General features: G+C 73.4%; 24 protein-coding genes. 23 read left to right on the forward strand and 1 reads right to left on the reverse strand.

All coding sequences use genetic code 11. The features are described from left to right. Positions 1-139 precede the first annotated feature (139 nt). The 18 genes from rpmE to AAHH18_RS13915 all read left to right on the forward strand — a co-directional run bounded on the left by rpmE (position 140) and on the right by AAHH18_RS13915 (position 15,084). Complete coding sequence (rpmE, locus tag AAHH18_RS13830; RefSeq protein WP_222171692.1) at positions 140-355, forward strand: 50S ribosomal protein L31; 216 nt, start codon at positions 140-142, stop codon at positions 353-355. A gap of 135 nt (positions 356-490) precedes the next feature. Further along, positions 491-1,582, forward strand: a complete 1,092-nt coding sequence (prfA, locus tag AAHH18_RS13835) for a peptide chain release factor 1 (protein ID WP_283321021.1) — start codon at positions 491-493, stop codon at positions 1,580-1,582. Further along, positions 1,579-2,535 (forward strand): peptide chain release factor N(5)-glutamine methyltransferase, encoded by a 957-nt coding sequence (gene prmC / locus AAHH18_RS13840; RefSeq protein ID WP_343302014.1) that lies wholly within the window; start codon positions 1,579-1,581, stop codon positions 2,533-2,535. Before prfA ends, prmC begins: the two co-directional genes overlap by 4 nt. Further along, positions 2,532-3,185: an L-threonylcarbamoyladenylate synthase gene (locus AAHH18_RS13845; RefSeq protein WP_283321019.1), complete on the forward strand. Its 654-nt coding sequence runs from the start codon at positions 2,532-2,534 to the stop codon at positions 3,183-3,185. Before prmC ends, AAHH18_RS13845 begins: the two co-directional genes overlap by 4 nt. Continuing rightward, a complete protein-coding gene (locus AAHH18_RS13850) occupies positions 3,182-4,486 on the forward strand; it encodes an MraY family glycosyltransferase (protein ID WP_343302015.1) in 1,305 nt (434 codons plus the stop codon). Before AAHH18_RS13845 ends, AAHH18_RS13850 begins: the two co-directional genes overlap by 4 nt. Further along, on the forward strand, positions 4,483-4,986 hold the full coding sequence (locus AAHH18_RS13855; RefSeq protein WP_283321018.1) for a hypothetical protein: 504 nt from the start codon (positions 4,483-4,485) through the stop codon (positions 4,984-4,986). Before AAHH18_RS13850 ends, AAHH18_RS13855 begins: the two co-directional genes overlap by 4 nt. A 114-nt stretch (positions 4,987-5,100) precedes the next feature. Continuing rightward, a complete protein-coding gene (atpB, locus tag AAHH18_RS13860) occupies positions 5,101-5,892 on the forward strand; it encodes a F0F1 ATP synthase subunit A (protein WP_283321864.1) in 792 nt (263 codons plus the stop codon). Positions 5,893-5,982: 90 nt separating this feature from the next. Next, positions 5,983-6,237 carry an ATP synthase F0 subunit C gene (gene atpE / locus AAHH18_RS13865; RefSeq protein ID WP_283321017.1) on the forward strand — a complete coding sequence of 85 codons (255 nt, stop codon included), beginning with the start codon at positions 5,983-5,985 and terminating at the stop codon, positions 6,235-6,237. Beyond that, the gene (locus tag AAHH18_RS13870) at positions 6,234-6,818 is read left to right on the forward strand and encodes a F0F1 ATP synthase subunit B (protein ID WP_283321016.1); all 585 of its coding nucleotides are present in this window, start codon (positions 6,234-6,236) and stop codon (positions 6,816-6,818) included. Before atpE ends, AAHH18_RS13870 begins: the two co-directional genes overlap by 4 nt. Beyond that, entirely contained in the window at positions 6,818-7,630 is an 813-nt protein-coding gene (locus tag AAHH18_RS13875) for a F0F1 ATP synthase subunit delta (protein WP_343302016.1), read from the forward strand. The genes AAHH18_RS13870 and AAHH18_RS13875 overlap by 1 nt, the downstream gene beginning before the upstream one ends. Positions 7,631-7,704: 74 nt before the next feature. Then, complete coding sequence (gene atpA, locus AAHH18_RS13880) at positions 7,705-9,333, forward strand: F0F1 ATP synthase subunit alpha (RefSeq protein ID WP_283321014.1); 1,629 nt, start codon at positions 7,705-7,707, stop codon at positions 9,331-9,333. Between the two features lie 3 nt (positions 9,334-9,336). Then, the gene (locus AAHH18_RS13885) at positions 9,337-10,233 is read left to right on the forward strand and encodes a F0F1 ATP synthase subunit gamma (protein WP_222171701.1); all 897 of its coding nucleotides are present in this window, start codon (positions 9,337-9,339) and stop codon (positions 10,231-10,233) included. Positions 10,234-10,304: 71 nt separating this feature from the next. Next, the gene (gene atpD, locus AAHH18_RS13890; RefSeq protein WP_283321013.1) at positions 10,305-11,789 is read left to right on the forward strand and encodes a F0F1 ATP synthase subunit beta; all 1,485 of its coding nucleotides are present in this window, start codon (positions 10,305-10,307) and stop codon (positions 11,787-11,789) included. A gap of 56 nt (positions 11,790-11,845) precedes the next feature. Further along, positions 11,846-12,127, forward strand: coding sequence for a F0F1 ATP synthase subunit epsilon (locus AAHH18_RS13895; protein WP_283321012.1), 282 nt, complete (start codon positions 11,846-11,848; stop codon positions 12,125-12,127). Between the two features lie 10 nt (positions 12,128-12,137). Continuing rightward, a complete protein-coding gene (locus AAHH18_RS13900; RefSeq protein ID WP_343302017.1) occupies positions 12,138-12,563 on the forward strand; it encodes a DUF2550 domain-containing protein in 426 nt (141 codons plus the stop codon). A 25-nt stretch (positions 12,564-12,588) separates the two neighbouring features. After that, on the forward strand, positions 12,589-13,284 hold the full coding sequence (gene nucS / locus AAHH18_RS13905; protein WP_222171705.1) for an endonuclease NucS: 696 nt from the start codon (positions 12,589-12,591) through the stop codon (positions 13,282-13,284). Between the two features lie 10 nt (positions 13,285-13,294). After that, positions 13,295-14,605: an N-acetylglucosamine-6-phosphate deacetylase gene (locus AAHH18_RS13910; protein WP_343302028.1), complete on the forward strand. Its 1,311-nt coding sequence runs from the start codon at positions 13,295-13,297 to the stop codon at positions 14,603-14,605. Between the two features lie 23 nt (positions 14,606-14,628). Then, the gene (locus AAHH18_RS13915; RefSeq protein ID WP_343302018.1) at positions 14,629-15,084 is read left to right on the forward strand and encodes an HNH endonuclease; all 456 of its coding nucleotides are present in this window, start codon (positions 14,629-14,631) and stop codon (positions 15,082-15,084) included. A gap of 94 nt (positions 15,085-15,178) precedes the next feature. On the opposite strand, the gene AAHH18_RS13920 is transcribed toward AAHH18_RS13915, so the two are convergent. After that, a complete protein-coding gene (locus AAHH18_RS13920; RefSeq protein WP_222171708.1) occupies positions 15,179-16,177 on the reverse strand; it encodes a LacI family DNA-binding transcriptional regulator in 999 nt (332 codons plus the stop codon). Positions 16,178-16,545: 368 nt separating this feature from the next. Between AAHH18_RS13920 and AAHH18_RS13925 the strand changes: the two genes are divergently transcribed. The 5 genes from AAHH18_RS13925 to yicI all read left to right on the forward strand — a co-directional run bounded on the left by AAHH18_RS13925 (position 16,546) and on the right by yicI (position 23,215). Next, positions 16,546-17,607 (forward strand): LacI family DNA-binding transcriptional regulator, encoded by a 1,062-nt coding sequence (locus AAHH18_RS13925; RefSeq protein WP_343302029.1) that lies wholly within the window; start codon positions 16,546-16,548, stop codon positions 17,605-17,607. A gap of 72 nt (positions 17,608-17,679) precedes the next feature. Further along, positions 17,680-18,990, forward strand: coding sequence for an ABC transporter substrate-binding protein (locus AAHH18_RS13930; protein WP_283321010.1), 1,311 nt, complete (start codon positions 17,680-17,682; stop codon positions 18,988-18,990). Positions 18,991-19,072: 82 nt separating this feature from the next. After that, complete coding sequence (locus AAHH18_RS13935; RefSeq protein WP_343302019.1) at positions 19,073-20,011, forward strand: carbohydrate ABC transporter permease; 939 nt, start codon at positions 19,073-19,075, stop codon at positions 20,009-20,011. After that, complete coding sequence (locus AAHH18_RS13940; RefSeq protein WP_343302020.1) at positions 20,011-20,928, forward strand: carbohydrate ABC transporter permease; 918 nt, start codon at positions 20,011-20,013, stop codon at positions 20,926-20,928. The genes AAHH18_RS13935 and AAHH18_RS13940 overlap by 1 nt, the downstream gene beginning before the upstream one ends. 13 nt (positions 20,929-20,941) lie before the next feature. Next, on the forward strand, positions 20,942-23,215 hold the full coding sequence (yicI, locus tag AAHH18_RS13945; protein ID WP_343302021.1) for an alpha-xylosidase: 2,274 nt from the start codon (positions 20,942-20,944) through the stop codon (positions 23,213-23,215). Positions 23,216-23,294: the final 79 nt, after the last annotated feature.

Genomic DNA, 23,294 nt, shown 5'->3' on the forward strand with positions numbered 1-23,294 from the left:
GGCCGCCATCGTAGGGACCCCCGCGGGACCGGGAAGATTTCGTCCGGGCCCGCTGTTCTGGCAGACTGTTCCGTCGGTCTGCGGTTCACGTGCGCGGCTCGCGCGCACGACCCGGAGGCCCAACCCGAGGAGAACACCTGTGAAGACTGACATCCACCCCGAGTACGTGGTGACCCAGGTGACCTGCACCTGTGGCAACACGTTCACCACGCGCTCGACCGCGACCTCCGGCGAGATCCGCGCCGACGTCTGCAGCGCCTGCCACCCGTTCTACACGGGCAAGCAGAAGATCCTCGACACCGGTGGCCGCGTGGCCCGGTTCGAGGCGCGCTACGGCAAGCGCCCGGCCAACTAGCACCCCCGACGCCGGTGACCGGCGGTCCGTCACGGACCGCGGTCACCGGCGTCGTCGCATGTCCGGACGGTGCGCGCCCGCCGCCGTCCCGGCCGCGCCGGGCCCGTGCCCGCACCTCCCGGAGGTTCCCCGCCCATGACCGACCCGTTCGCGGCGGCGCGTCCGCTGCTCGACGAGCACGCGAGCATCGAGCAGCAGCTCGCCGACCCGGCGGTGCACGCCGACCAGGCGCTCGCCCGCCGGCTGGGGCGCCGGTACGCGGAGCTGGGCCGGGTCGCGCAGGCGCACGCCGCCTGGCGCGCGGCGGCCGAGGACCTCGCCGACGCGCGCGAGCTGGCGGAGTCGGACGACGCGTTCGCGGCGGAGCTGCCCGCGCTGGCCGCGGCGGAGGCGGAGGCCGCCGAGCGGCTGCGCCGGGTGCTGGTCCCGCGGGACCCGGACGACGCCCGCGACGCGATCCTGGAGATCAAGGCGGGCGAGGGCGGCGAGGAGTCGGCGCTGTTCGCCGGCGACCTGCTGCGGATGTACCTGCGGTACGCCGAGCGGCGCGGCTGGCGGACCGAGACGCTCGAGTCCACCGAGTCGGACCTCGGCGGCTACAAGGACGTGCAGGTCGCGATCAAGGCGCGCGGCGCCGTCACCGACCCGGCGGACGGCGTGTGGGCGAGCCTCAAGTACGAGGGCGGCGTGCACCGCGTGCAGCGGGTGCCGGTGACGGAGTCCCAGGGCCGGATCCACACGTCGGCGGCGGGCGTCCTGGTCTTCCCCGAGGTGGAGGACGAGGGCGAGGTCGAGATCGACCCGAACGACCTGCGCATCGACGTGTACCGGTCGTCTGGCCCGGGTGGCCAGTCGGTGAACACCACCGACTCGGCGGTGCGGATCACGCACGTCCCCACGGGCATCGTCGTGTCGATGCAGAACGAGAAGTCGCAGCTGCAGAACCGCGAGCAGGCGATGCGCGTGCTGCGGGCGCGGCTGCTGGCGGCCCGCCAGGAGGAGGCCGCCGCGGCGGCGAGCGCGGCCCGGCGCTCCCAGGTCCGCACGGTCGACCGCTCGGAGCGGATCCGGACGTACAACTTCCCGGAGAACCGGATCGCGGACCACCGCACCGGCTACAAGGCGTACAACCTGGACGCGGTGCTCGACGGCGACCTCGGCCCGGTCGTGCAGTCGGCCGTCGACGCCGACGAGGCCGCGCGCCTGGCCGCCGCGGGGCAGTCGTGACCGAGGCCCCGGCCCCGACGGTCCGCGCGCTCGTCGAGGGCGCGACGCGCGTGCTCGCGGACGCCGGCGTCGGGTCGCCGCGGCACGACGCGGTGGCGCTGGCGGCGTACGCCCTGGGGCTGCCGCGGCTGGACCTCGTGATGGCGCCGCCCGCGCCCGACGGGTTCACCGAGGAGTACGCCGGGCTGGTGGACCGCCGCCGGCGCCGCGAGCCGCTGCAGCACATCGTCGGCTCGACGGTGTTCCGCTACCTGAGCCTGCGCGTGGAGCCGGGCGTGTTCGTGCCGCGGCCGGAGACCGAGACCGTCGCGCAGGTCGCGGTCGACGAGGCCGCGCGGCTCACGGCGGAGGGGCGGTCGCCGCTGGTGGTCGACCTGTGCTGCGGCGCCGGGGGCATCGCGCTGTCGGTCGACACCGAGGTGCCCGGTGCGCGGGTGGTCGCGGTCGACGCGTCGCCGGAGGCTGTGGCCCTGACGCGGCACAACCACGGCGCGTCGGGCTCCGGGACGATGCGCGTGGAGCTCGGCGACGTGCGGGACCCGGCGCTGCTCGCGGAGCTCGACGGCACCGTCGACGTCGTGGTGTCCAACCCGCCGTACATCCCGCCGGACGCCGTGCCGGTGGACCCGGAGGTCCGGGACCACGACCCCGACCTGGCGCTGTACGGCGGCGGCGCGGACGGCCTGGACGTCCCGCGTGCCGTGCTGGCGGCGGCCGCGCGGCTGCTCGTCCCCGGCGGCCTGCTCGTCATGGAGCACGCCGAGGTGCAGGACGCCGCCTCCCGGGCGGACGCCGAGGCGACCGGCGCGTTCGAGGCGGTCGCGACACTGCCCGACCTCACCGGCCGCCCCCGGATGCTCGTCGCCCGGCGGCGCGGCCCGGCCCCGGTGCCGCGGGAGCCGGGCGAGCCGCCTCCGGGCGCCCAGGCCGGCGTGGGAGACTCGCAGCCGTGACTGCCCACGCCCTGGACGCCACCGATCCCGCCACCTGGGGGCCGGCGCTCGACGCCGCCGTCCACACGGTCGAGCGCGGCGGGCTGGTCGTGCTGCCGACGGACACCGTGTACGGGATCGGCGCGGACGCGTTCACGCCGCCGGCGGTCGCGGCCCTGCTCGCCGCGAAGGGCCGCGGCCGGCAGATGCCGCCCCCGGTGCTCATGCCCGACGCGCGGACGCTGGACGGGCTGGCGATGGGCGTCCCGCAGGCGGCCCGCGACCTCGCGGAGGCGTTCTGGCCGGGCGGGCTCACGATCATCCTGGTGGCGCAGCCGTCGCTGGCCTGGGACCTCGGTGACACGCACGGCACGGTCGCCCTGCGGGTGCCCGACCACCCCGTCGCGCTGGCCCTGCTGCGCCGCACCGGCCCGATGGCGGTGTCGAGCGCGAACCGCACCGGTCAGCCGTCGGCCCTGGAGGTCGGCGAGGCGGTCGCCCAGCTCGGCGACCGCGTGCAGACGTACCTCGACGGCGGCCGCACGCCCGGTCAGGTCGCCTCGACCATCGTCGACGCCACCGGCGACGAGCTGCGCGTCGTCCGCGAGGGCGCCCTCTCCCTCGAGCGCCTGCGCGAGGTCGCACCCGTGGTGGGTGGACCCGGCCGGTGAGGGCGTACCTCCTGCTCCTGCTCATCGCCGCGGCGGCCACGTACCTGCTGACGCCGGTGGCGCGGTGGTGCGCGCTGCGGTGGGGCGCCATCACGGCGGTGCGGACGCGGGACGTGCACTCCATCCCGACGCCGCGGCTCGGGGGGCTCGCGATGTGGGCGGGCATCCTCGTCGGCCTGGCGATGGCGAGCCGGCTGCCGTTCCTCGACGCCGTGTTCGAGAACCCCCGGCCGATCATCGGCATCGCGGCGGCGGCGACCATCGTGTGCGCGCTCGGCGTCGCGGACGACATCTGGGACCTCGACTGGATGACGAAGCTGGTCGGCCAGGTGCTGGCCGCGTTCGTCATGGCCTCGCAGGGCGTGCAGCTCTACCAGCTGCCGATCGACGGCGTCGTGCTCGGCTCGGACCGGATCTGGCTCGGCCTGACGGTGCTGACGGTCGTCGTCGCGATGAACGCCGTGAACTTCGTCGACGGCCTCGACGGGCTGGCGGCGGGCCTCATCGCGATCGGCGGGGCGGGGTTCTTCGTCTACTCCTACCAGCTCACGCGCGAGGCCAGCCCGGGCGACTACTCGAGCCTCGCGACGCTGATCGTCGCGCTGCTCGTGGGCGCCTGCGTCGGGTTCCTGCCGCACAACTTCCACCCGGCGCGCATCTTCATGGGCGACTCCGGGTCGATGCTCATCGGCCTGGTGATCGCCGCGGCCGGCATCCGGGTCACGGGGCAGATCGACCCGGCGATGACGCGGCAGTCGTTCCCCGCGTTCCTGCCGATCCTGCTGCCGCTGGCCGTCCTGCTGCTGCCGCTGCTCGACATGGGGCTGGCCGTGGTGCGGCGGGTCGGCACCGGCAAGTCGCCGTTCCACCCGGACCGCATGCACCTGCACCACCGGATGCTGGCGATCGGCCACTCGCACCGGCGCGCGGTGATCATCCTCTACGTCTGGACCGCGCTGTTCACGGGTGCCGCGGTCGCGCTGGTGTGGTTCTCGACCACCGCGGTGCTCGTCGGCCTCGCGGCGGGCGTGCTCGTCGCGCTGGCCCTCACGCTCGGACCGCTGCGGGGGCGCAGCGGTCCCGGACCGGCCGGCACCGCGGGGCCGTCCTCCGGGCCCGTGCACCCGCACCCGGGGGAGCCGGGCACCGGACCGCACGGCGGCACCGCGCCCGCGCGCCACGCCGCCGACGCCCGCCGGCACGCCTGGCACCCCGCCGCCGACCCGGGCGGCAGCCCTCCGGTGGCGCTGCACGCCTCCCTGACCGCCCTGACCGACACCGACCCGAGGACGGACCGATGACCGACCCCACGCCCGAGACGACCCCCCGGGGCGACAGCCCGGAGGTGGCGGCCGTCTTCCGCCGCGCCCTGCGCGACATGGTGGTGCTGGTCGCGGGCGTCGCCGTGCTCGGCGTCGGCGTCGGCTGGCTCGTCGCGGGGGTGCCGGGCGTGTGGGGCGCGCTCGTCGGCGCCGCCATCGCGCTGGTGTTCTCCGGCACCACGACGCTGTCCATGCTGCGGACCTCCCACACGGCGCCCGGGAAGATGATGGCCGTCATCATGGGCACCTGGCTGGGCAAGCTCGCGGTGGTCGTCGTCGTGCTCGCGGTGCTGCGCGGCATGGACTTCTACGACCGCTACGTGCTGGCCGTCGTCGTCGCCGTGGCCGTCATCGGGTCGGCCCTGCTGGACTACCGCGCGGTGCAGCGGGGCAGGGTGCCGTACGTGTCACCCTCGGGTTCTGGGCCGAAGGTCCCGAATCGGGATGAGCCGGACGGCGACAGCCCGACGATGGGCTAGGCTTCCCCCGAACCACCCACGACGGCCGGGTCCCGGCGGAGTGACCCATACCTGGGATCGACCGCCGGCGCCTTCGACCTACAGGAGACTGCTCTGTCCAGCCTTGCGACGATCCTGCCGCTCGCTGCCGAAGGCGAGTCCGGGTTCCACAAGCCGTCGATCGCCGAGTTCTTCCCGCCGGCCATCTGGTTCGAGGGCACCGTCTTCGAGATCAACCGGATCCAGCTGGTCCGCTTCGTCGCCGTCGCGGTGCTGCTGACCCTCATGGTGATCGCGGCCCGGCGGGCGCGGCTCGTCCCGCGCCGCGGCCAGAACATGGCCGAGTTCCTGCTCGACTTCGTGCGCGTCAACGTCGCCGAGGACATCATCGGCAAGGAGAAGGCCGGCAAGTACGTCGCGCTCCTGACGACGATCTTCTTCGCGATCTTCGCCTTCAACATCACCGGCGTGATCCCCGGGCTGAACATCGCCGGGACGTCCCTCATCGGCCTGCCGGTCATGCTCGCGCTCTGGGTGTACGTCATGTACCTCGGGGCCGGCGTGAAGGCCCACGGCGTCGGCGGGTTCCTCAAGAACAGCCTGTTCCCGCCGGGCGTCCCGCCGTTCCTCTACGTGCTGCTGACGCCCGTGGAGTTCCTGCAGGTGTTCGTCCTGCGGCCCCTCACGCTGGCGATCCGGCTCATGGCCAACATGGTCGCCGGTCACCTGATGCTCGTGCTGTGCTTCTCGGCCACGCAGTTCCTGCTGTTCGAGGCCAGCGGCGGCCTGAAGCCCTTCGGGGCGCTCACCCTGGCCGGCGGCTTCGCGATCACGCTGTTCGAGGTGTTCGTCGCGGCGCTGCAGGCCTACATCTTCGTCGTCCTCACGGCCGTCTACCTCAGCCAGTCGGTCGAGGACGAGCACTGACCCTGCACCACCCCGGGCGGTCACGGACCTCCCGGCACTGAACGACCGCCGGCCGACCGGTCGGCGGCCAAACGGAAGGAACGAGCAAGCGTGTCTCTTCTCGCGGACCCCAGCGTCATCCTTGCGGCCGAGAACGCCGTCTCCGGCAACATCGCGACCGTGGGCTACGGCCTCGCGGTCCTCGGCCCGGGCATCGGCCTCGGCATCCTCATCGGCAAGACGGTCGAGGGCATGGCCCGCCAGCCCGAGGTCGCCGGCCAGCTCCGGACCACGATGTTCATCGGCATCGGCTTCGTCGAGGTGCTCGGTCTCCTCGGCCTGATCACCGGCTTCCTCTTCTCGTGAGCACCGCCGCGCTCACCGCGGCGAGCGTCCTGGCCGCGGAGACCGAGGAGGTCGAGGGCTGGCGGCTGCTGGTCCCGGCCTCGTACGACCTCCTGTGGTCCTTCGTCATCCTGGTCGTCATCGCGGTCGTCTTCTACAAGCTCGTGCTGCCGAAGTTCACGGCGGTGCTCGACGAGCGCACGGAGAAGATCGAGGGCGGGCTCGCCCAGGCGGCCCACGCCCAGGAGGAGGCTGCCGCGGCGAAGGCCGAGTACGAGCAGCAGCTCCAGGAGGCCCGGACGGAGGCCGCGCGCATCCGCGAGGACGCGCGCGCCGAGGCCGGCCAGATCGTCGCCGAGGCCCGTCAGAAGGCCACGGAGGAGCAGGCCCGCATCACGGAGACGGCCCAGCGCCAGATCGAGGCGGAGCGCCAGCAGGCCGCCGTCTCGCTGCGTGCCGACGTCGGCGCGCTGGCCACCGAGCTCGCGTCGAAGATCGTCGGCGAGTCGCTCGCGGACGAGGCGCGCCGCTCGCGCGTCGTCGAGCGGTTCCTGGACGAGCTGGACGCGCAGACCACGGCCACCGCGGGTAAGGGGAGCTGATGCGAGGGACGAGCCGGGCGTCGCTGGTCGCCGCGGAGGGCCGGTTCGAGCCGGTGCTGCGTGAGGCCGGCGCCGAGGGGCGGCTGCTCGGCGAGCAGCTGTTCGCGCTGGTGGACGCGCTGGACTCGTCCGGCTCGCTGCGGCGCACCCTCACCGACCCGTCGGCCGCGGCGGACCGCAAGGCCGCCCTGGCCGTGCGGCTGCTCACCGGCGCCGACCCGCGCGTGGTCGAGGCCGCGCAGGGGCTGGTGCGGGCGCGCTGGTCCGCCGAGGAGGACCTGGCGGACGCCGTCGAGCACCTGGCCTTCGCGGCCGTGCTCGCCTCGGCGGAGGCCGACGGCACGATCGAGCAGGTCCAGGAGGAGCTGTTCCGGCTCGGCCGGGCGCTCGCCGGCCAGCGCGAGGTGCGCCGGCTCCTGTACGAGGACTCGGTGCACGCCGAGGCCCGCGGGGAGCTCGTCGACCGCCTGCTGGGCGGACAGGGCGCTCCCGCGACGCGGGTGCTGGCCCGCCGGGCGGCCGTCGCGCCGCGCGGCCGCCGGTACGTCGCCACGCTCGGGCACCTGACCGACCTCATCGCCGAGCGGCGCCGCCGCACGGTCGCGACGGTCGTCAGCGCGGCCGAGCTGGACGGCGGCCAGCAGCGCCGGCTCGCGGAGATCCTCGGACGGGCCTACGGCCGCGAGATGCAGGTGCAGGTCCAGGTGGACCCGCACGTCCTGGGCGGCCTGCGCGTGCAGGTCGGCCCCGAGGTGATCGACGCGACCGTGCTCGCACGGCTGGCGGACGCCCGACGACGACTGGCCAGCTGACGGGCTCTGCGAGCCCGACCCGGAACCACGTGGGAGCGCACGCGGCGAGCGTGCGACACGACAGGAGAGATGCCATGAGCGAGCTGCAGATCCGGCCGGAGGACATCCGCGCCGCGCTGGACAGCTTCGTCACGACGTACGAGCCCACCGGCGCCGCGTCCGAGGAGGTCGGCCGCGTCACCCTCGCCGGCGACGGGATCGCGCAGGTCGAGGGCCTGCCCGGCGCGATGGCCAACGAGCTGCTGCGCTTCGAGGACGGCACGCTGGGCCTGGCCCTGAACCTCGACGTCCGGGAGATCGGCGTCATCGTGCTCGGTGAGTTCACCGGCATCGAGGAGGGCCAGGAGGTCCGCCGGACCGGCGAGGTGCTGTCCGTGCCCGTCGGCGACGACTACCTGGGCCGGGTCGTGGACCCGCTCGGCCAGCCGATCGACGGCCTGGGCGAGATCGCCGCGGAGGGCCGCCGCGCCCTGGAGCTGCAGGCCCCGGGCGTCATGGCCCGCAAGTCCGTGCACGAGCCGCTGCAGACCGGCATCAAGGCGATCGACTCGATGATCCCGATCGGCCGCGGTCAGCGGCAGCTCGTCATCGGCGACCGCCAGACCGGCAAGACCGCGATCGCGATCGACACGATCATCAACCAGAAGGCCAACTGGGAGTCGGGCGACCCGAACCAGCAGGTCCGCTGCATCTACGTCGCGATCGGCCAGAAGGGCTCGACGATCGCCGCGGTGCGCGGCGCGCTCGAGGAGGCCGGCGCGCTCGAGTACACGACGATCGTCGCCGCCCCCGCGTCCGACCCGGCGGGCTTCAAGTACCTGGCGCCCTACACCGGCTCGGCCATCGGCCAGCACTGGATGTACGGCGGCAAGCACGTCCTCATCGTGTTCGACGACCTGTCGAAGCAGGCCGAGGCGTACCGCGCCGTGTCCCTGCTGCTGCGCCGCCCGCCGGGCCGCGAGGCGTACCCCGGTGACGTGTTCTACCTGCACTCCCGCCTGCTGGAGCGCTGCGCGAAGCTCTCCGACGAGCTCGGCGGCGGCTCGATGACCGGTCTGCCGTTCATCGAGACCAAGGCGAACGACGTCTCGGCGTACATCCCGACGAACGTCATCTCCATCACCGACGGGCAGATCTTCCTGCAGTCGGACCTGTTCAACGCGGACCAGCGCCCCGCCGTCGACGTCGGCATCTCGGTGTCCCGCGTCGGCGGTGCCGCGCAGGTCAAGGCGATGAAGCAGGTCTCCGGCACGCTGAAGCTGGACCTCGCGCAGTTCCGGTCGCTCGAGGCGTTCGCGATGTTCGCCTCCGACCTGGACGCCGCGTCCCGCGCGCAGCTCACCCGGGGCGCCCGCCTCATGGAGCTGCTCAAGCAGCCGCAGTACTCGCCGTTCCCGGTCGAGGACCAGGTGGCGTCGATCTGGGCCGGCACCAAGGGCAAGCTCGACGACGTGCCGGTGCCGGACGTGCGCCGCTTCGAGTCCGAGCTGCTCGACCACCTGCGCCGCAACACCGACGTGCTGACCTCCATCGCGGAGACCGGCAAGCTCGGTGACGACCTGGAGGAGAAGCTCGCGGCCGCGGTCGACGAGTTCCGCCACGGGTTCCTCAAGGCCGACGGCACGCCGCTCGTCGGTGCCGAGGAGCCCGAGGAGGAGACCCCGGTCGAGCAGGAGCAGATCGTCCGCCAGAAGAAGGCCTGACGCATGGCCGGCCAGCAGCGGATCTACCGGGCCCGGATCAGGTCCACGCAGTCGCTGAAGAAGATGTTCCGCGCGCAGGAGCTGATCGCGGCCTCGCGGATCGGGCGCGCCCGTGACCGCATGGCCGCGGCGTCCCCGTACGCCCGCGCCATCACGCGGGCGGTGTCGGCCGTGGCGACCCACTCCGACGTGCGGCACCCGCTGCTCGCGGAGCGGCACGACACCAACCGGGTGGCCGTGCTGCTCATCGCGTCGGACCGCGGCATGGCGGGCGCCTACTCGGCGTCCGTGATCCGCGAGACGGAGCGGCTCGTCGAGCGCCTGGAGCAGGAGGAGGGCAAGGAGGTCGCGCTGTACGTCAGCGGCCGCCGCGCCGAGTCGTACTACCGGTTCCGGCACCGCGAGCTCGCGGGCGTCTGGACCGGCCAGTCCGACGCCCCGACGTCCGACCTCGCCGAGGAGATCGCGAGCACGCTGCTCGAGGCCTTCGCCGCGGCGCCCGAGGACGGCGGCGTGGGGGAGCTGCACATCGTGTCGACGCAGTTCGTCAACATGGTGAGCCAGCGCCCCCAGGTCATCCGGATGCTCCCGCTGGAGGTCGTCGAGGGCGTCGCGCCCGCCGGCGAGCAGGGTGCGCTGCCGCTGTACGAGTTCGAGCCGGACCCCGACCAGGTGCTGGACGCGCTGCTGCCGCGGTACGTGCGCACCCGGATCTTCGCGTGCCTCCTGCAGGCCGCGGCGTCCGAGCTCGCCGCCCGGCAGCGCGCGATGCACACCGCGACGGAGAACGCCGAGGACCTCATCCGCACCTACACGCGGCTGGCGAACCAGGCCCGCCAGGCCGAGATCACCCAGGAGATCAGCGAGATCGTGTCGGGCGCCGACGCGCTCGCCTCCTGACCCCGCCCGCAGCACGAGCACGACCCGAACCAGCCCGCCGGACACCGGCGGACGACCGAAGGCAGGCAGACATGACCGCGACCACCGTCGACGCGAAGGACACCACGGCCACGCCGGGCGTGGGCCGCGTCGCCCGTGTGATCGGGCCCGTCGTGGACATCGAGTTCCCCGCGGACCAGATCCCGGACATCTACAACGCGCTGACCGTCGAGATCGACCTGTCCGGTCAGGGCGAGGGCGAGGCCAGCGGCGGCTTCACGATGACGCTCGAGGTCGCGCAGCACCTCGGCGACTCGCTCGTGCGCGCCATCGCCCTGAAGCCGACCGACGGCCTCGTCCGCGGCGCGCTGGTGACGGACACCGGCTCCCCGATCAGCGTGCCGGTCGGCGACATCACCAAGGGCCACGTGTTCAACGTGACCGGTGAGGTGCTCAACCTGACCGAGGGCGAGACGTTCGAGGTCACGGAGCGCTGGCCGATCCACCGCAAGCCCCCGGCCTTCGACCAGCTCGAGTCGAAGACGCAGATGTTCGAGACCGGCATCAAGGTCATCGACCTGCTCACCCCGTACGTGCTCGGCGGGAAGATCGGCCTGTTCGGCGGCGCCGGCGTCGGCAAGACCGTCCTCATCCAGGAGATGATCCAGCGCGTCGCGCAGGACCACGGCGGTGTGTCGGTGTTCGCCGGCGTAGGCGAGCGCACCCGCGAGGGGAACGACCTCATCGTCGAGATGGAGGAGGCGGGCGTCTTCGACAAGACCGCCCTCGTCTTCGGCCAGATGGACGAGCCGCCGGGCACGCGTCTGCGCGTCGCCCTGTCCGCCCTGACGATGGCGGAGTACTTCCGCGACGTGCAGAAGCAGGACGTGCTGCTGTTCATCGACAACATCTTCCGGTTCACGCAGGCCGGCTCCGAGGTGTCGACGCTGCTCGGCCGCATGCCGTCCGCGGTGGGCTACCAGCCGAACCTCGCCGACGAGATGGGCCTCCTGCAGGAGCGCATCACCTCGACGCGCGGCCACTCGATCACCTCGCTGCAGGCGATCTACGTGCCGGCCGACGACTACACCGACCCGGCCCCGGCCACGACGTTCGCGCACCTCGACGCGACGACGGAGCTCTCCCGCGAGATCGCGTCCCGCGGTCTGTACCCCGCGGTGGACCCGCTGGCGTCGACGTCCCGCATCCTCGACCCGCGCTACGTGGGCCAGGAGCACTACGACGTCGCGACCCGCGTGAAGTCGATCCTGCAGCGCAACAAGGAGCTCCAGGACATCATCGCGATCCTCGGTGTCGACGAGCTGTCGGAGGAGGACAAGACGGTCGTGGCGCGGGCGCGCCGCATCCAGCAGTTCCTCTCCCAGAACACCTACATGGCCGAGAAGTTCACCGGCGTCGTCGGCTCGACGGTCCCGGTGTCCGAGACGGTCGAGGCGTTCAAGAAGATCGCGGACGGCGAGTTCGACCACATCGCCGAGCAGGCCTTCTTCAACATCGGCGGCCTCGAGGACCTCGAGCGCAACTGGGCCCGCATCCAGAAGGAGTACGGCGTCTGACCCAGGCGCCCGCCGCTCCACCCCGCCCTCGTCCCCACCCCGGAGGTTCTCGTCCCATGGCCCACCTCGAGGTCGACCTCGTCGACACCGACGGCACCATCTGGTCCGGTGAGGCGCGCATCGTCAGCGCGCCCGCCTCGGACGGCGAGATCGGCATCCTGGCCGGGCACACCCCGGTCCTCTCCGTGCTCCGGCACGGGGAGGTCCGGGTGACCGAGACCGGGGGCACCGTCCACCGGTGGACGGTCGAGGGCGGCTTCCTGTCCGTGGACGCCGACCAGGTGACGGTCGTGGTCGACGCTGCCGAGGCGGTGGCCTCCGGCGCCTCCGCGCGCTGACGGGCCGGCGGTGAGCGGGACCCAGGTCGCCCTCGTCGCGCTGCTCGTCGTCCTCGCGGGGTTCGTCGTGCTGGGGCTGGGGCTGTCGCGGTGGCACTCCCTGACCCGGCGGGTCGGCTCGTTCCGCTGCTCGCTGCGGGTGCGCGGCCGCTGGACCCGCGGCATCGCGCACTACGGGGCCCGGCACCTGTACTGGTGGCGGCTGCAGTCGCTCGCGCCGCGCCCGGAGCACGTCTGGCCGCGCGGCGGCATCGAGGTCGTCGAGCGCACCGCAGCGGACCCGGCGTCCCCGGGCGGGGCGTACCTCGTGCGCTGCCGCGTCGGGTCCGGACCGGGTCCGCGCCCCGAGGTGGAGCTGCTCATGACCCCCGAGGCCTACGCGGGTCTCACCTCGTGGCTCGAGGCCGCGCCGCCCGTGCCGCACCACGTCATCTGACGCACAGCACCGAAGGACGTCCCCCATGCGCCTGCTCGTCGCGCGCTGCTCGGCCCGGTACAGCGGGCGGCTGAACGCCCACCTGCCGCTGGCGACCCGGCTGGTGGTGGTCAAGGCCGACGGCTCGGTGCTGTTGCACTCCGACGGCGGCTCGTACAAGCCGCTGAACTGGATGAGCCCGCCGTGCACGCTGCGCACCGAGGACGCCGCCGGCGAGGCCGCCGAGCGCGGGGTGCGGCAGGTGTGGACCGTGCAGCACACCAAGAGCGACGACCGCCTGGTGATCGAGGTGCACGACGTGCTGCACGACTCGGAGCACGACCTGGGCGTCGACCCCGGCCTCGTGAAGGACGGCGTCGAGGCGCACCTGCAGGAGCTCATGGCCGCGCAGATCGAGGTGCTCGGCGCCGGGCACACGCTGGTACGCCGGGAGTTCCCGACGGCGATCGGCCCGGTCGACATCCTCGCGCGGGACGCCTCGGGGTCGACGGTGGCGGTGGAGATCAAGCGCCGCGGCGACATCGACGGGGTCGAGCAGCTCACCCGCTACCTGGAGCTGCTGAACCGGGACCCGCTGCTCGCCCCGGTGCGCGGGGTGTTCGCGGCGCAGGAGATCAAGCCGCAGGCGCGCGTGCTCGCGACCGACCGCGGCATCGCCTGCCTCGTGCTCGACTACGACGCGATGCGCGGCGTCGACGACGTGGACTCCCGCCTGTTCTGAGTGCGCCATGATGGGGGTCGTGACCACCGCCGAGACCGCCCCCGCCGACGTCGTCCTGCGGGGGGAGGTCGTGACCCCCGCGGAGGTCCTCCCGGACGGCGTGGTCGTCCTGTCGGGCGGCTCGATCGCCTGGGTGGGACCGGCCGCGCAGCTCCCGGGCACGTGGGCGGACGAGCTGCCGCCGGTGCCGGCTCCGGGGACGACCCTGCTGCCCGGGCTGGTCGACGTGCACGACCACGGCGGCGGCGGGTCCAGCTTCCCGGACGCGACGACGCGCGAGGAGGCCCTGGTCGCGGCGCGCGAGCACCTGCGCCACGGCACGACGAGCCTGGTCGCGTCGCTCGTGACCGCGCCCCGTGACGTGCTGCTGGAGCGTGCGGCGCTGCTGGCCGACCTGGTGGAGTCCGGGGACCTCGTGGGCATCCACGCCGAGGGGCCGTTCCTGTCGGCCGCGCGCTGCGGCGCCCAGAACCCGCAGGACATGCTCGCGGGCGACCCCGTCCTGGTGACGGACCTCGCGGCGGCGGCCCGGGGCCATCTCGTGACGATGACCGTCGCGCCCGAGGTGCCGGGTGTCGCGGACGGCCACGGGCGCGGCGACGACGGGGAGCCGGCCGACGACGTGCTCGCGGCGCTGGTGCGCGCGGGTGCGGTGCCGTCGGTCGGGCACACGGACGCGTCCGCCGAGCAGGTGGACGCCGCCGTCGCCCGCGCGCGGGCGCTGCTCGGGGGCGGCCGCCGGTCCGCGGCCGCCGGCGGGGGAGCGGGCGCGGGACGGTCCGCGCGACCGACCGCGACGCACCTGTTCAACGGCATGCGCCCCCTGCACCACCGCGACCCCGGGCCGGTCGCGGCGTGCCTGGCGGCGGCGGCCCGGGGCGAGCTCGTCGTCGAGCTCGTCGCCGACGGCACCCACCTCGCCGACGGCACGGTGCGGGCGGTGTTCGACCTCGTCGGGGCCGGCTCGATCGCGCTGGTGACCGACGCGATGGCCGCGGCCGGCATGGCGGACGGCGACTACCAGCTCGGGCCGATGGCGGTGCGCGTGGGCGAGGGCGTGGCGCGCCTGCGCGACGAGGACGGCACGGCCGGCGCCATCGCCGGCGGCACCGCGCACCTGCTGGACGTCGTGCGCAGCGTCGTGTCCGCGGGCGTCGGCCTCGTCGCCGCCGTGCGGTCGGCGTCCGCGACCCCCGCCGAGGTGCTGGGGCGGCCGGACCTCGGCGCGCTGGCCGTCGGCCGGCGCGGGGACGTCGTCGTGACGGACGGCGACCTCGCGTGCGTGGCGGTCTACCGCGGCGGGGCGCTCGTCGAGGTGTGACCCGGCAGCGGTACGGTGCGATCGTGCCGCCCGTGCCCCCTGCCCGCCGGTTCCGCCCCGCCGGCCCCGCGGCCCGCGCCCGCTACGCGAAGCGCCGGCAGCGCCGGCTCTCCCGCGTGGAGAACGACCTCACGTCCGCGCAGTGGGCTGCTCTGCTCGCGGCGTGGGACGGGTGCGCGTACTGCCGCGCGCCGGGTCCGGGGCTCCAGCGGGACTGCGTGATGCCGGTCGCGCGCGGCGGCCGGTACACGGTCGAGAACGTGGTCCCGGCCTGCGCCTCCTGCAACGCGAGCAAGCACGACGACGAGGTCACCGGGTGGCTGCGGCGCAAGAAGCTGGACGAGCAGGCGTTCCTGCTCCGGCACGCGCTGGTGCTGCGGTCGCTGCGCGCGGCGACGGCCGATGCGGCGGCTGCGGACGAGCCGGGAGCAGCGGGGGAAGACGGGTCCGTGGCCGGCGGGAGCGCCGTCGCCGGCTAGTGCGGTGGCGACATCGCGCGCTACGGCGTCTCGGCTCGGCCCCCGCTCGGCGGTGGCGGTGTGCCGTGCTCGTGCGAGCGGCGAGGTGGCCGCGTCAGACGGCCGCGACGCTGCCGTGGTCCGTGTACGCGGGGGCGACGAGCCGGGTCTCGGCGAGGTCCTCGCCGGCGAGGCGGGCCATCGCCATCTCGACCGCGAGCCGGCCGATGCGGTTCCCGGGAACCTCGATGATCGAGACGGGGACGGGCAGGGCGGCGGCGACGTCGGCGGGGCTGACGGCGACGACGGACAGGTCCTCCGGGATCCGCAGCCCCCGGTCGGCGGCGCGCGCCAGCACGCCGCCGAGCGCCGCCTCGTTGTGGACGACCAGCCCGGTGGTGCCGGGGTGCTCGTCGAGCACGCGGTCGAGGGCCTGCGCGCCGCCGGTGAAGGTCGGCTCGGCGGGCACGACCGCGACGTCGGCGCCGCTGGTGGCGGCCTGCTCGAGCACGCCGTGGCGCATGCGGACCGCGTAGTTCGCACGGTGGTCGAGGCGGTCCTGCGACGCGGCGACGAGTGCCAGCCGACGGTGCCCGTGCCGGGCGAGCTCCCGCACCGCGAGCCGGCCGGCCCCGGCGAAGTCGAGGTCCACGCAGCTCAGGCCCGTGGTGTCGTCGGGCACACCGATGAGGATGCTCGGCAGCGTGAGCGACCGCAGCGCCGGCAGGCGGGCGTCGTCCGCCTCGATGTCCATGACGATGAGCGCGTCGGCGGTCGAGCTCGCGGCGATGCGGGTCATGCCCTGCGGGTCGTCCTGCGTGAGCACCAGCACGTCGTGGTCGTGCTCACGGGCGGTCGTGACAACCCCTCCGACGAACTGCATGATGATCTGCACGTTGATGCCGGGCCGGAACGGGACCATCAGCGCGAGGACGTTGCTGCGGCTGGAGGCCAGGGCGCGCGCGCCGGCGTGGGGGCGGTAGCCGAGGTCGGAGATCGCCTGCTGCACCCGCTCGCGCGTGGGGGCGGAGATGGTGCGCTTGCCGCTCAGCACGTAGCTGACGGTCGAGACCGAGACCCCCGCCGCCCGGGCCACGTCCCCGATGGTCGCCATGCAGCACAGGGTAGTGGCGTGCCGGTGCGGGGCGTGCCGACCGGCCCTCCGGGGTGCGGCCGGCGCGTGCTCGAGGTGGTCGAACACGCAGGTCAGAAGACGTTCTCCATTGGGTGAAGCGCTTCGACTGTCGTGGATCGCCGAGGGGCGACCGAGGTCCGATCTGCCCGCCCACCCTGGGCGCACAGCCGCATGAACACCGCCGCCACGACATCGAATCGCTTCGACCCGTTCCGTGACCATTTCGATATCTCCACCCCTGGACGCCGCCGCCCCCGGCTGCCTAGAGTGACGACCGCGCGAAGCGCTTCGACTCTCATCGACGAGAGTCACCGCTCGAGGAGGAGGGGAGACCGGTGGTCGTGACGATGCAGGACGTCGCACGCCGGGCCGGCGTCGCCCTGTCGACCGTCTCCGCGACGCTCACCTCCGCCCGGCCGGTCTCCGCGGCCACCCGGGCGCGGGTGCAGGCGGCGATGGACGAGCTCGGCTACCGCCCGAACGCCCTCGCCCGCGGCCTCGCGTCGCGCCACAGCCGCGTGCTCGCCCTCACGTACCCCGTCGGGGCCTCCGGCCTGAGCAGGACGTCCGCCGAGTTCGTGCTCGGCGCCGCGGCCGGTGCCCAGGAGCGCGGGTACCAGCTCGTGCTCTGGCCGTTCGCGGTGGACGACGAGGCCGGCGTGCTGGAGGTAACGCGGCAGGGCCTGGCCGAGGGCGTGCTCGTCATGGAGGTGCACCTGGAGGACGCCCGGGTGCGCGGCCTGCGCGCCGCCGGCGTGCCGACGGCGCTCATCGGGCGGACGGCCGGCGACACCGACCTGCCGTCCGTCGACGTGGACTTCGAGGCCACCCTGCACGACGCGGTGGAGCACCTCGCCGCGCTCGGCCACCGCCGCATCGCGTTCGTCAACCACGCGGCGCACCGGGTGGCGGAGGGGCACGGGCCGACCGTGCGCGCCGCGGCCGCCTACGAGCGCGCGATGCGGCTGCGCGGGCTGACGTCCCGGCAGGTGCACGCCGACGAGTCCGTGACGGGCGGGCGGGTCGCCGTCCGGCTCCTGCTGGCCGACGCCGAGGCGCCCACCGCCGTGGTCACCATGAACGAGGACGCCACCTTCGGCGTCGTCGCCGAGCTCGGCGCGCGCGGCGCCGCGGTCCCGGGCGACGTGTCCGTGCTCGCGGTCGTGTCGTCGCCCGCCGTGACGGGCCAGTCGGTCCCGCCGCTGACGACGCTGCACGCGCCGGGTGCCGAGCTCGGTCGCGCCGGCGTGGACGTGCTGCTCGCGCTGCTCGGCGTCGGCACGCCCCCGCCCCCGGCGGTGCTGGCCTGCCGGCTCGTGGACTGCGGCAGCACCGGCCCCGCGCCCACGGGGACGCCGGCCCGCCCGGTCGGCGTCGTCGCCCCGGCGGTCGCGGCCGCCGCCCCCTAGACCCACCCGAACGGGCCGGCGACCGCCGCGCCCGGACAGCACGGAGCAGGAACTCGACGAGGAGGACGTGTGATGGCAGTGCAGCGGAAGACGGTCGTGGCGGGTGCCCTGGCGCTCGCCCTGCCGCTCGCCCTGGCGGCGTGCGGCGGTGACAGCAGCGGTGGGGGCGGCGGTTCCGACGCCGACACCCTCACGATCTGGCACTACGAGAACGACGACTCGGCCATGGGCCAGGCGTGGAACAAGGCCATCGAGATCTTCGAGGACGAGCACCCCGACGTCACCGTGAACGTCGAGAACCAGACGTTCGAGCAGATCCAGAAGAACGCCAAGATCTTCCTGACCGGCGACGACGTGCCGGACGTCATGGAGTACAACAAGGGCAACGCCACGGCCGGGCAGCTCGCGTCGCAGGGCCTCATCACGCCGCTGACGGAGGAGGCCGAGTCGCGCGGCTGGGACTCGACGCTCCCGGCGTCCATCCAGACCACGGCGCGCTACGACGAGCAGGGCCTCATGGGCTCCGGCGACTGGTACGGGGTGCCGAACTACGGCGAGTTCGTCGGCGTGTACTTCAACCAGGACATGCTCGACGAGTACGGCATCGCCGTGCCGACCACGTTCGACGAGTTCGAGGCCGCGCTCGCGACGTTCCAGGAGAACGGCGTCACCCCGCTCGCCGAGGCCGGCGCGGAGTACCCGATGGGCCAGCTCTGGTACGAGCTCGTGCTCCACTACGCGGACCGCGAGCTGGTCGACGACTACCAGCTGTTCTCGGCCGACGTGGACTTCCACGGCGACGCCTTCACGCAGGCGACCGAGAAGCTCGACGAGTGGATCAAGGCCGGCTACGTCGCCGCGGACTCCGCCGCGCTGACCGCGGAGGACATGGGCGTGTCGTTCATCAACGGCACGTACCCGTTCATGGTCTCGGGCTCCTGGTGGTTCGGGCGCCTGACCGAGGAGATCCCGTTCACCTGGGGCCAGACGCTGTTCCCGGAGAACACGATGCACCCGGGCTCCTCGGGCAACCTCTGGGTCGTCCCGGAGAACGCGGTCGCGAAGGACCTGGCGTACGACTTCATCGACATCACCCTGCGCCCCGAGGTGCAGGAGGTGCTCGGCCAGGCCGGCGGCCTGCCGGTCGCCGGTGACTCGTCCGCGATCACCGACCCGAAGACGAAGGAGCTCACGGAGAACTTCGAGGCGATCCTCGACGACGACGGCCTGGCCTACTACCCCGACTGGCCGGTGCCGGGCTTCTACGACGTGCTGGTCTCGGAGTTCCAGTCGCTGATCAACCAGTCGAAGACCCCGTCCGAGGTGCTCGACGGCCTGTCCTCGGCGTACGAGTCGGGCAAGACGGACCTCCTCGAGGGCTGACCCCGACCGCCCGGCCGGCGCCCCGCGTCCCCCTGCGGGGCGCCGGCCGGGACCCTCCCGCCGCCTTCACCGAGGAGCCGCTGTGACCACCGTCGATCGACCGCGGGTACGCAACCGCCGCTCGCGCGACTGGCTCGGGTATCTCCCGTACCTCGTGCCCGGCCTCGTCGCGTTCACCGTCGTCATCCTCATCCCGTTCGGGATGAACATCTACTACAGCCTGCACAAGTGGAAGGGCGGCAACGCCCCGCTGCGCTGGTACGGGCTCGGCAACTACACCGACCTGCTGGCCGACGAGCAGTTCTGGACGTCGTTCCGCAACTCCGTCGCGATGATCGTCGCGATGGTGCTGGTGCCGACCGTGATCGGCCTGCTGCTCGCCACCACGCTGTTCGACGTGCTCGGCAAGCGGTTCGGGCCGCGCGTCGCCTCGGTGCTGCGCGCCTCGTACTACCTGCCGCAGATCCTCCCCGTCGCCGTCGCGGGCGTGCTGTGGAACTGGATCCTCAACTCCCAGACGGGCGCCCTCAACGTGCTGCTGCGGGAGGTCGGCGTGACGGACCCGCCGAACTGGCTGGGCTCGACGTCGACCGCGCTGCCGACCGTGATGCTCGTGCTGATCTGGATCCAGATCGGGTACCCGGTGGTCATCTTCATGTCCGCGCTGCAGCGGGTCGACCCGGAGCTGTACGAGGCCGCCGAGCTGGACGGCGCGGGCTGGTGGCACCGGTTCCGGGCCATCACGATCCCGCAGATCAAGCCGGAGACGTTCGTCATCACGCTGACCTGCACGGTGGCCGCGCTCAAGGTCTTCGGGCCCATCTACGTGCTCACCCGCGGCGGCCCCGAGTCGTCGACGCTCGTGCCGAGCTACTACTCGTACCTGAACTTCTTCGACAAGTCGAAGGTCGGCTACGGCGCCGCGATCGCCAACGTCCTGACGGTCCTCATCATCGTGGTGGCCGTCGTGATCATGGTGCTGCAGGCCCGCAGCGCCCGCCGTGAGGAGGAGGGTCGCTGATGGCCGCCCCGATCGAGACGCTGCCGACGCCCGTCGCCGCCGGCCGGCCGCCGCGCCCGCCGCGCGCCCGGGCCACGGACACCGACCGCCGGCACCGCCGCGGCACCGCCCGCTGGTTCGTGCTCGCCGCCGCGGTCCTGGTGGCCGTGCTCATGCTCGTGCCGTTCGTCATCATGGTGCTCAACGCGTTCAAGGCGCCGGCGGACTACTCGCAGAACGGCCCGCTGTCGTGGCCGGCGGAGTTCTACACCGAGGGTCTGCGGAGCTTCTGGACCCGCGTGAACTTCCCGGAGAAGCTGGTCAACTCGGTCTGGATCTCCGGCACCGTGGCCGTGTTCGGCGTGACGCTGTCGCTGCTGTCGGCGTACGCCCTCGGCGTCGGGCGGGTCAGGGGCCGGATGTGGGTCGTCACGCTGTTCCTGCTGGCGAACATGCTCCCGCAGGAGGTGCTCGTCTACCCGCTGTTCCAGATGGCGCAGGAGGTGGGCCTGTCCAACAACCAGTGGTCGGTCATCATCATCTTCACCGTCATCCAGGCGGCCTTCGGCACGTACCTGCTGTCGTCGGTGCTCGGCACGTTCCCGCGGGCCCTGCTCGAGGCGGCGTCGCTCGACGGTGCGGGCCGGTGGCGCACGCTGTGGGGCGTGGTGTTCCCGGTGGTGCGGCCCACGCTGAGCGTCCTGCTCATCTTCTTCTTCATCTGGACGTGGAACGAGTTCTTCATCCCGCTGGTCATGCTCACGACCAACGCCACCCAGACGATCCCCGTCGCGCTCGCCTCCCTGCAGGGCGACCGCATGATGGACGCGCCCACCACGAACGCGGGCGCGCTCGTCTCGATGGTCCCCGCGATCATCTTCTTCCTGATCTTCCAGCGGACCCTCACCCGCGGCATCACCGCGGGCGCGGTCAAGTAAGGGCAGCGCATCCATGAAGTTCACCGACGGCTACTGGCAGAACCTGCCCGGGGTCGACATCCTGCGTCCGCGAGCGGTCGACGAGGTCGTGGTCGGCGAGCGGGGTCTGACCGCGTACGCCGGCGTGCGCCGGCTGGAGACCCGCGGCGACTCGCTCAACCACCCGCTCGTCACGATCACGCTCGACTCGCCCGCCGAGGGGGTGCTGGGGGTGACCATCGAGCACCACCAGGGCGGGGTGGAGCGCGGCCCGGCGTTCGCGGTCGCGGACGCCCGCCCGGACGTCGTCGTCACCGGGCCCACCGCGGACGACCCGCGCGCCGCCCTCACCACCGGCAACCTCACGGCCCGTGTCGCGACGACGGGGGAGTGGGCGCTCGACGTCGAGGTGGACGGGCGCGTCGTCACGGGGGCGACCTCCCGCGGCGTCGGGATCGTCACGGACGCCGACGGCCGGCAGTTCGTGCGCGAGCAGCTCGCCCTCGGGGTCCGCGACCACGTCTACGGCCTGGGGGAGCGGTTCACCGCGTTCGTGAAGAACGGGCAGGCGGTCGACGTCTGGAACGCCGACGGCGGGACGTCGTCCGAGCAGGCGTACAAGAACGTGCCGTTCTACCTGACCGACGCCGGGTACGGCGTGTTCGTGGACCACCCGGGCCACGTCTCGTTCGAGGTCGGGTCCGAGGTCGTCTCGCGCACGCAGTTCAGCGTCGAGGGGCAGCGGATGCGCTACTACGTCATCGCCGGGCCCGACCCGAAGGACGTGCTGCGCCGGTACACCGCCCTGACCGGACGGCCCGCGCGGGTCCCGGACTGGTCGTACGGCCTGTGGCTCTCGACGTCGTTCACCACCGACTACGACGAGCAGACGGTGACGTCGTTCGTCGACGGCATGGCCGAGCGCGGCATCCCGCTGTCGGTGTTCCACTTCGACTGCTTCTGGATGCGCCGGTTCCACTGGAGCGACTTCGTGTGGGACCCGGCGACGTTCCCGGACCCCGAGGGGATGCTGGCGCGGCTGCACGAGCGGGGCCTGCGGGTGTGCGTGTGGATCAACCCGTACATCGCGCAGCGGTCGCACCTGTTCGCCGAGGGTCGCGAGCGCGGGTACCTCGTGACCCGCGCGGACGGCTCGGTGTGGCAGTGGGACCTGTGGCAGGCCGGCATGGCGCTCGTGGACTTCACGAACCCGGACGCCGTCGCCTGGTACCAGGGCGAGCTCCGGGCGCTGCTCGACATGGGCGTCGACTGCTTCAAGACCGACTTCGGCGAGCGGATCCCCACGGACGTCGTCTGGCACGACGGCTCGGACCCGGAGCGGATGCACAACTACTACACGCACCTGTACAACAAGGCGGTCTTCGACCTGCTGACCGAGGTGCGCGGCGAGGGCGAGGCGGTGCTGTTCGCCCGCTCGGCGACGGCGGGCGGCCAGCAGTTCCCCGTGCACTGGGGCGGCGACTGCGAGTCGACGTTCGTCTCGATGGCCGAGTCGCTGCGGGGCGGGCTGTCGCTCGCGTCGTCGGGCTTCGGGTTCTGGTCGCACGACATCGGCGGGTTCGAGGGGACGCCGGACGCCGCGGTGTTCAAGCGCTGGCTGGCGTTCGGGATGCTCTCCTCGCACTCGCGGCTGCACGGGTCCGGGTCGTACCGGGTGCCGTGGGCGTTCGACGAGGAGTCCGTCAAGGTCACCCAGCGGTTCACGGAGCTCAAGCTCTCGCTGATGCCGTACCTGTCGGCGGTCGGCCGCGAGGCGCACACCGACGGGCTGCCCGCGATGCGCCCGATGGTGCTGGAGTTCCCGGACGACCCGGGTGCGGCGACCGTCGACACCCAGTACCTGCTGGGGTCGTCGGTGCTCGTCGCGCCGGTGTTCTCGGCGGAGGGCGACGTGGACGTGTACGTGCCGGAGGGGGAGTGGACCTCGCTGCTCGACGGGTCGCGGGTCCGCGGCCCGCGCTGGCACCGCCAGCGCCACGGGTTCGACTCCCTGCCGGTGCTGGTCCGGCCGGGCACGGTGCTGCCGGTCGGCGCCCGCACGGACCGGCCCGACTACGACCACGCCGAGGGCGTCACCCTGCGGCTGTTCGGGCTGGCCGACGGGCACGAGTCGGTCACGCGGGTGGCGCGCCCGTCGGGCCGCGAGGCGGTGTTCCGGGTGACCCGCTCGGGCGACCGCGTCCGCGCGGAGGCCACCGGCGACGTGCCCGGTGCGTGGGCCGTGGCCCACGGGCTGGGTGCGCCGGTCGCGGCCTCCGGCGCCGTGCTGGAGGTCCCCGCGACCTGACCGCCGCCCCGCCGTCCGGCGGCGGGGCGTGGCCGGCTCGCCGCGCCCCGCCACCGGGAGCACCCGGACGGCGTCGACC

This window comes from Cellulomonas olei, from assembly GCF_039548315.1.
GTDB lineage: Bacteria > Actinomycetota > Actinomycetes > Actinomycetales > Cellulomonadaceae > Cellulomonas.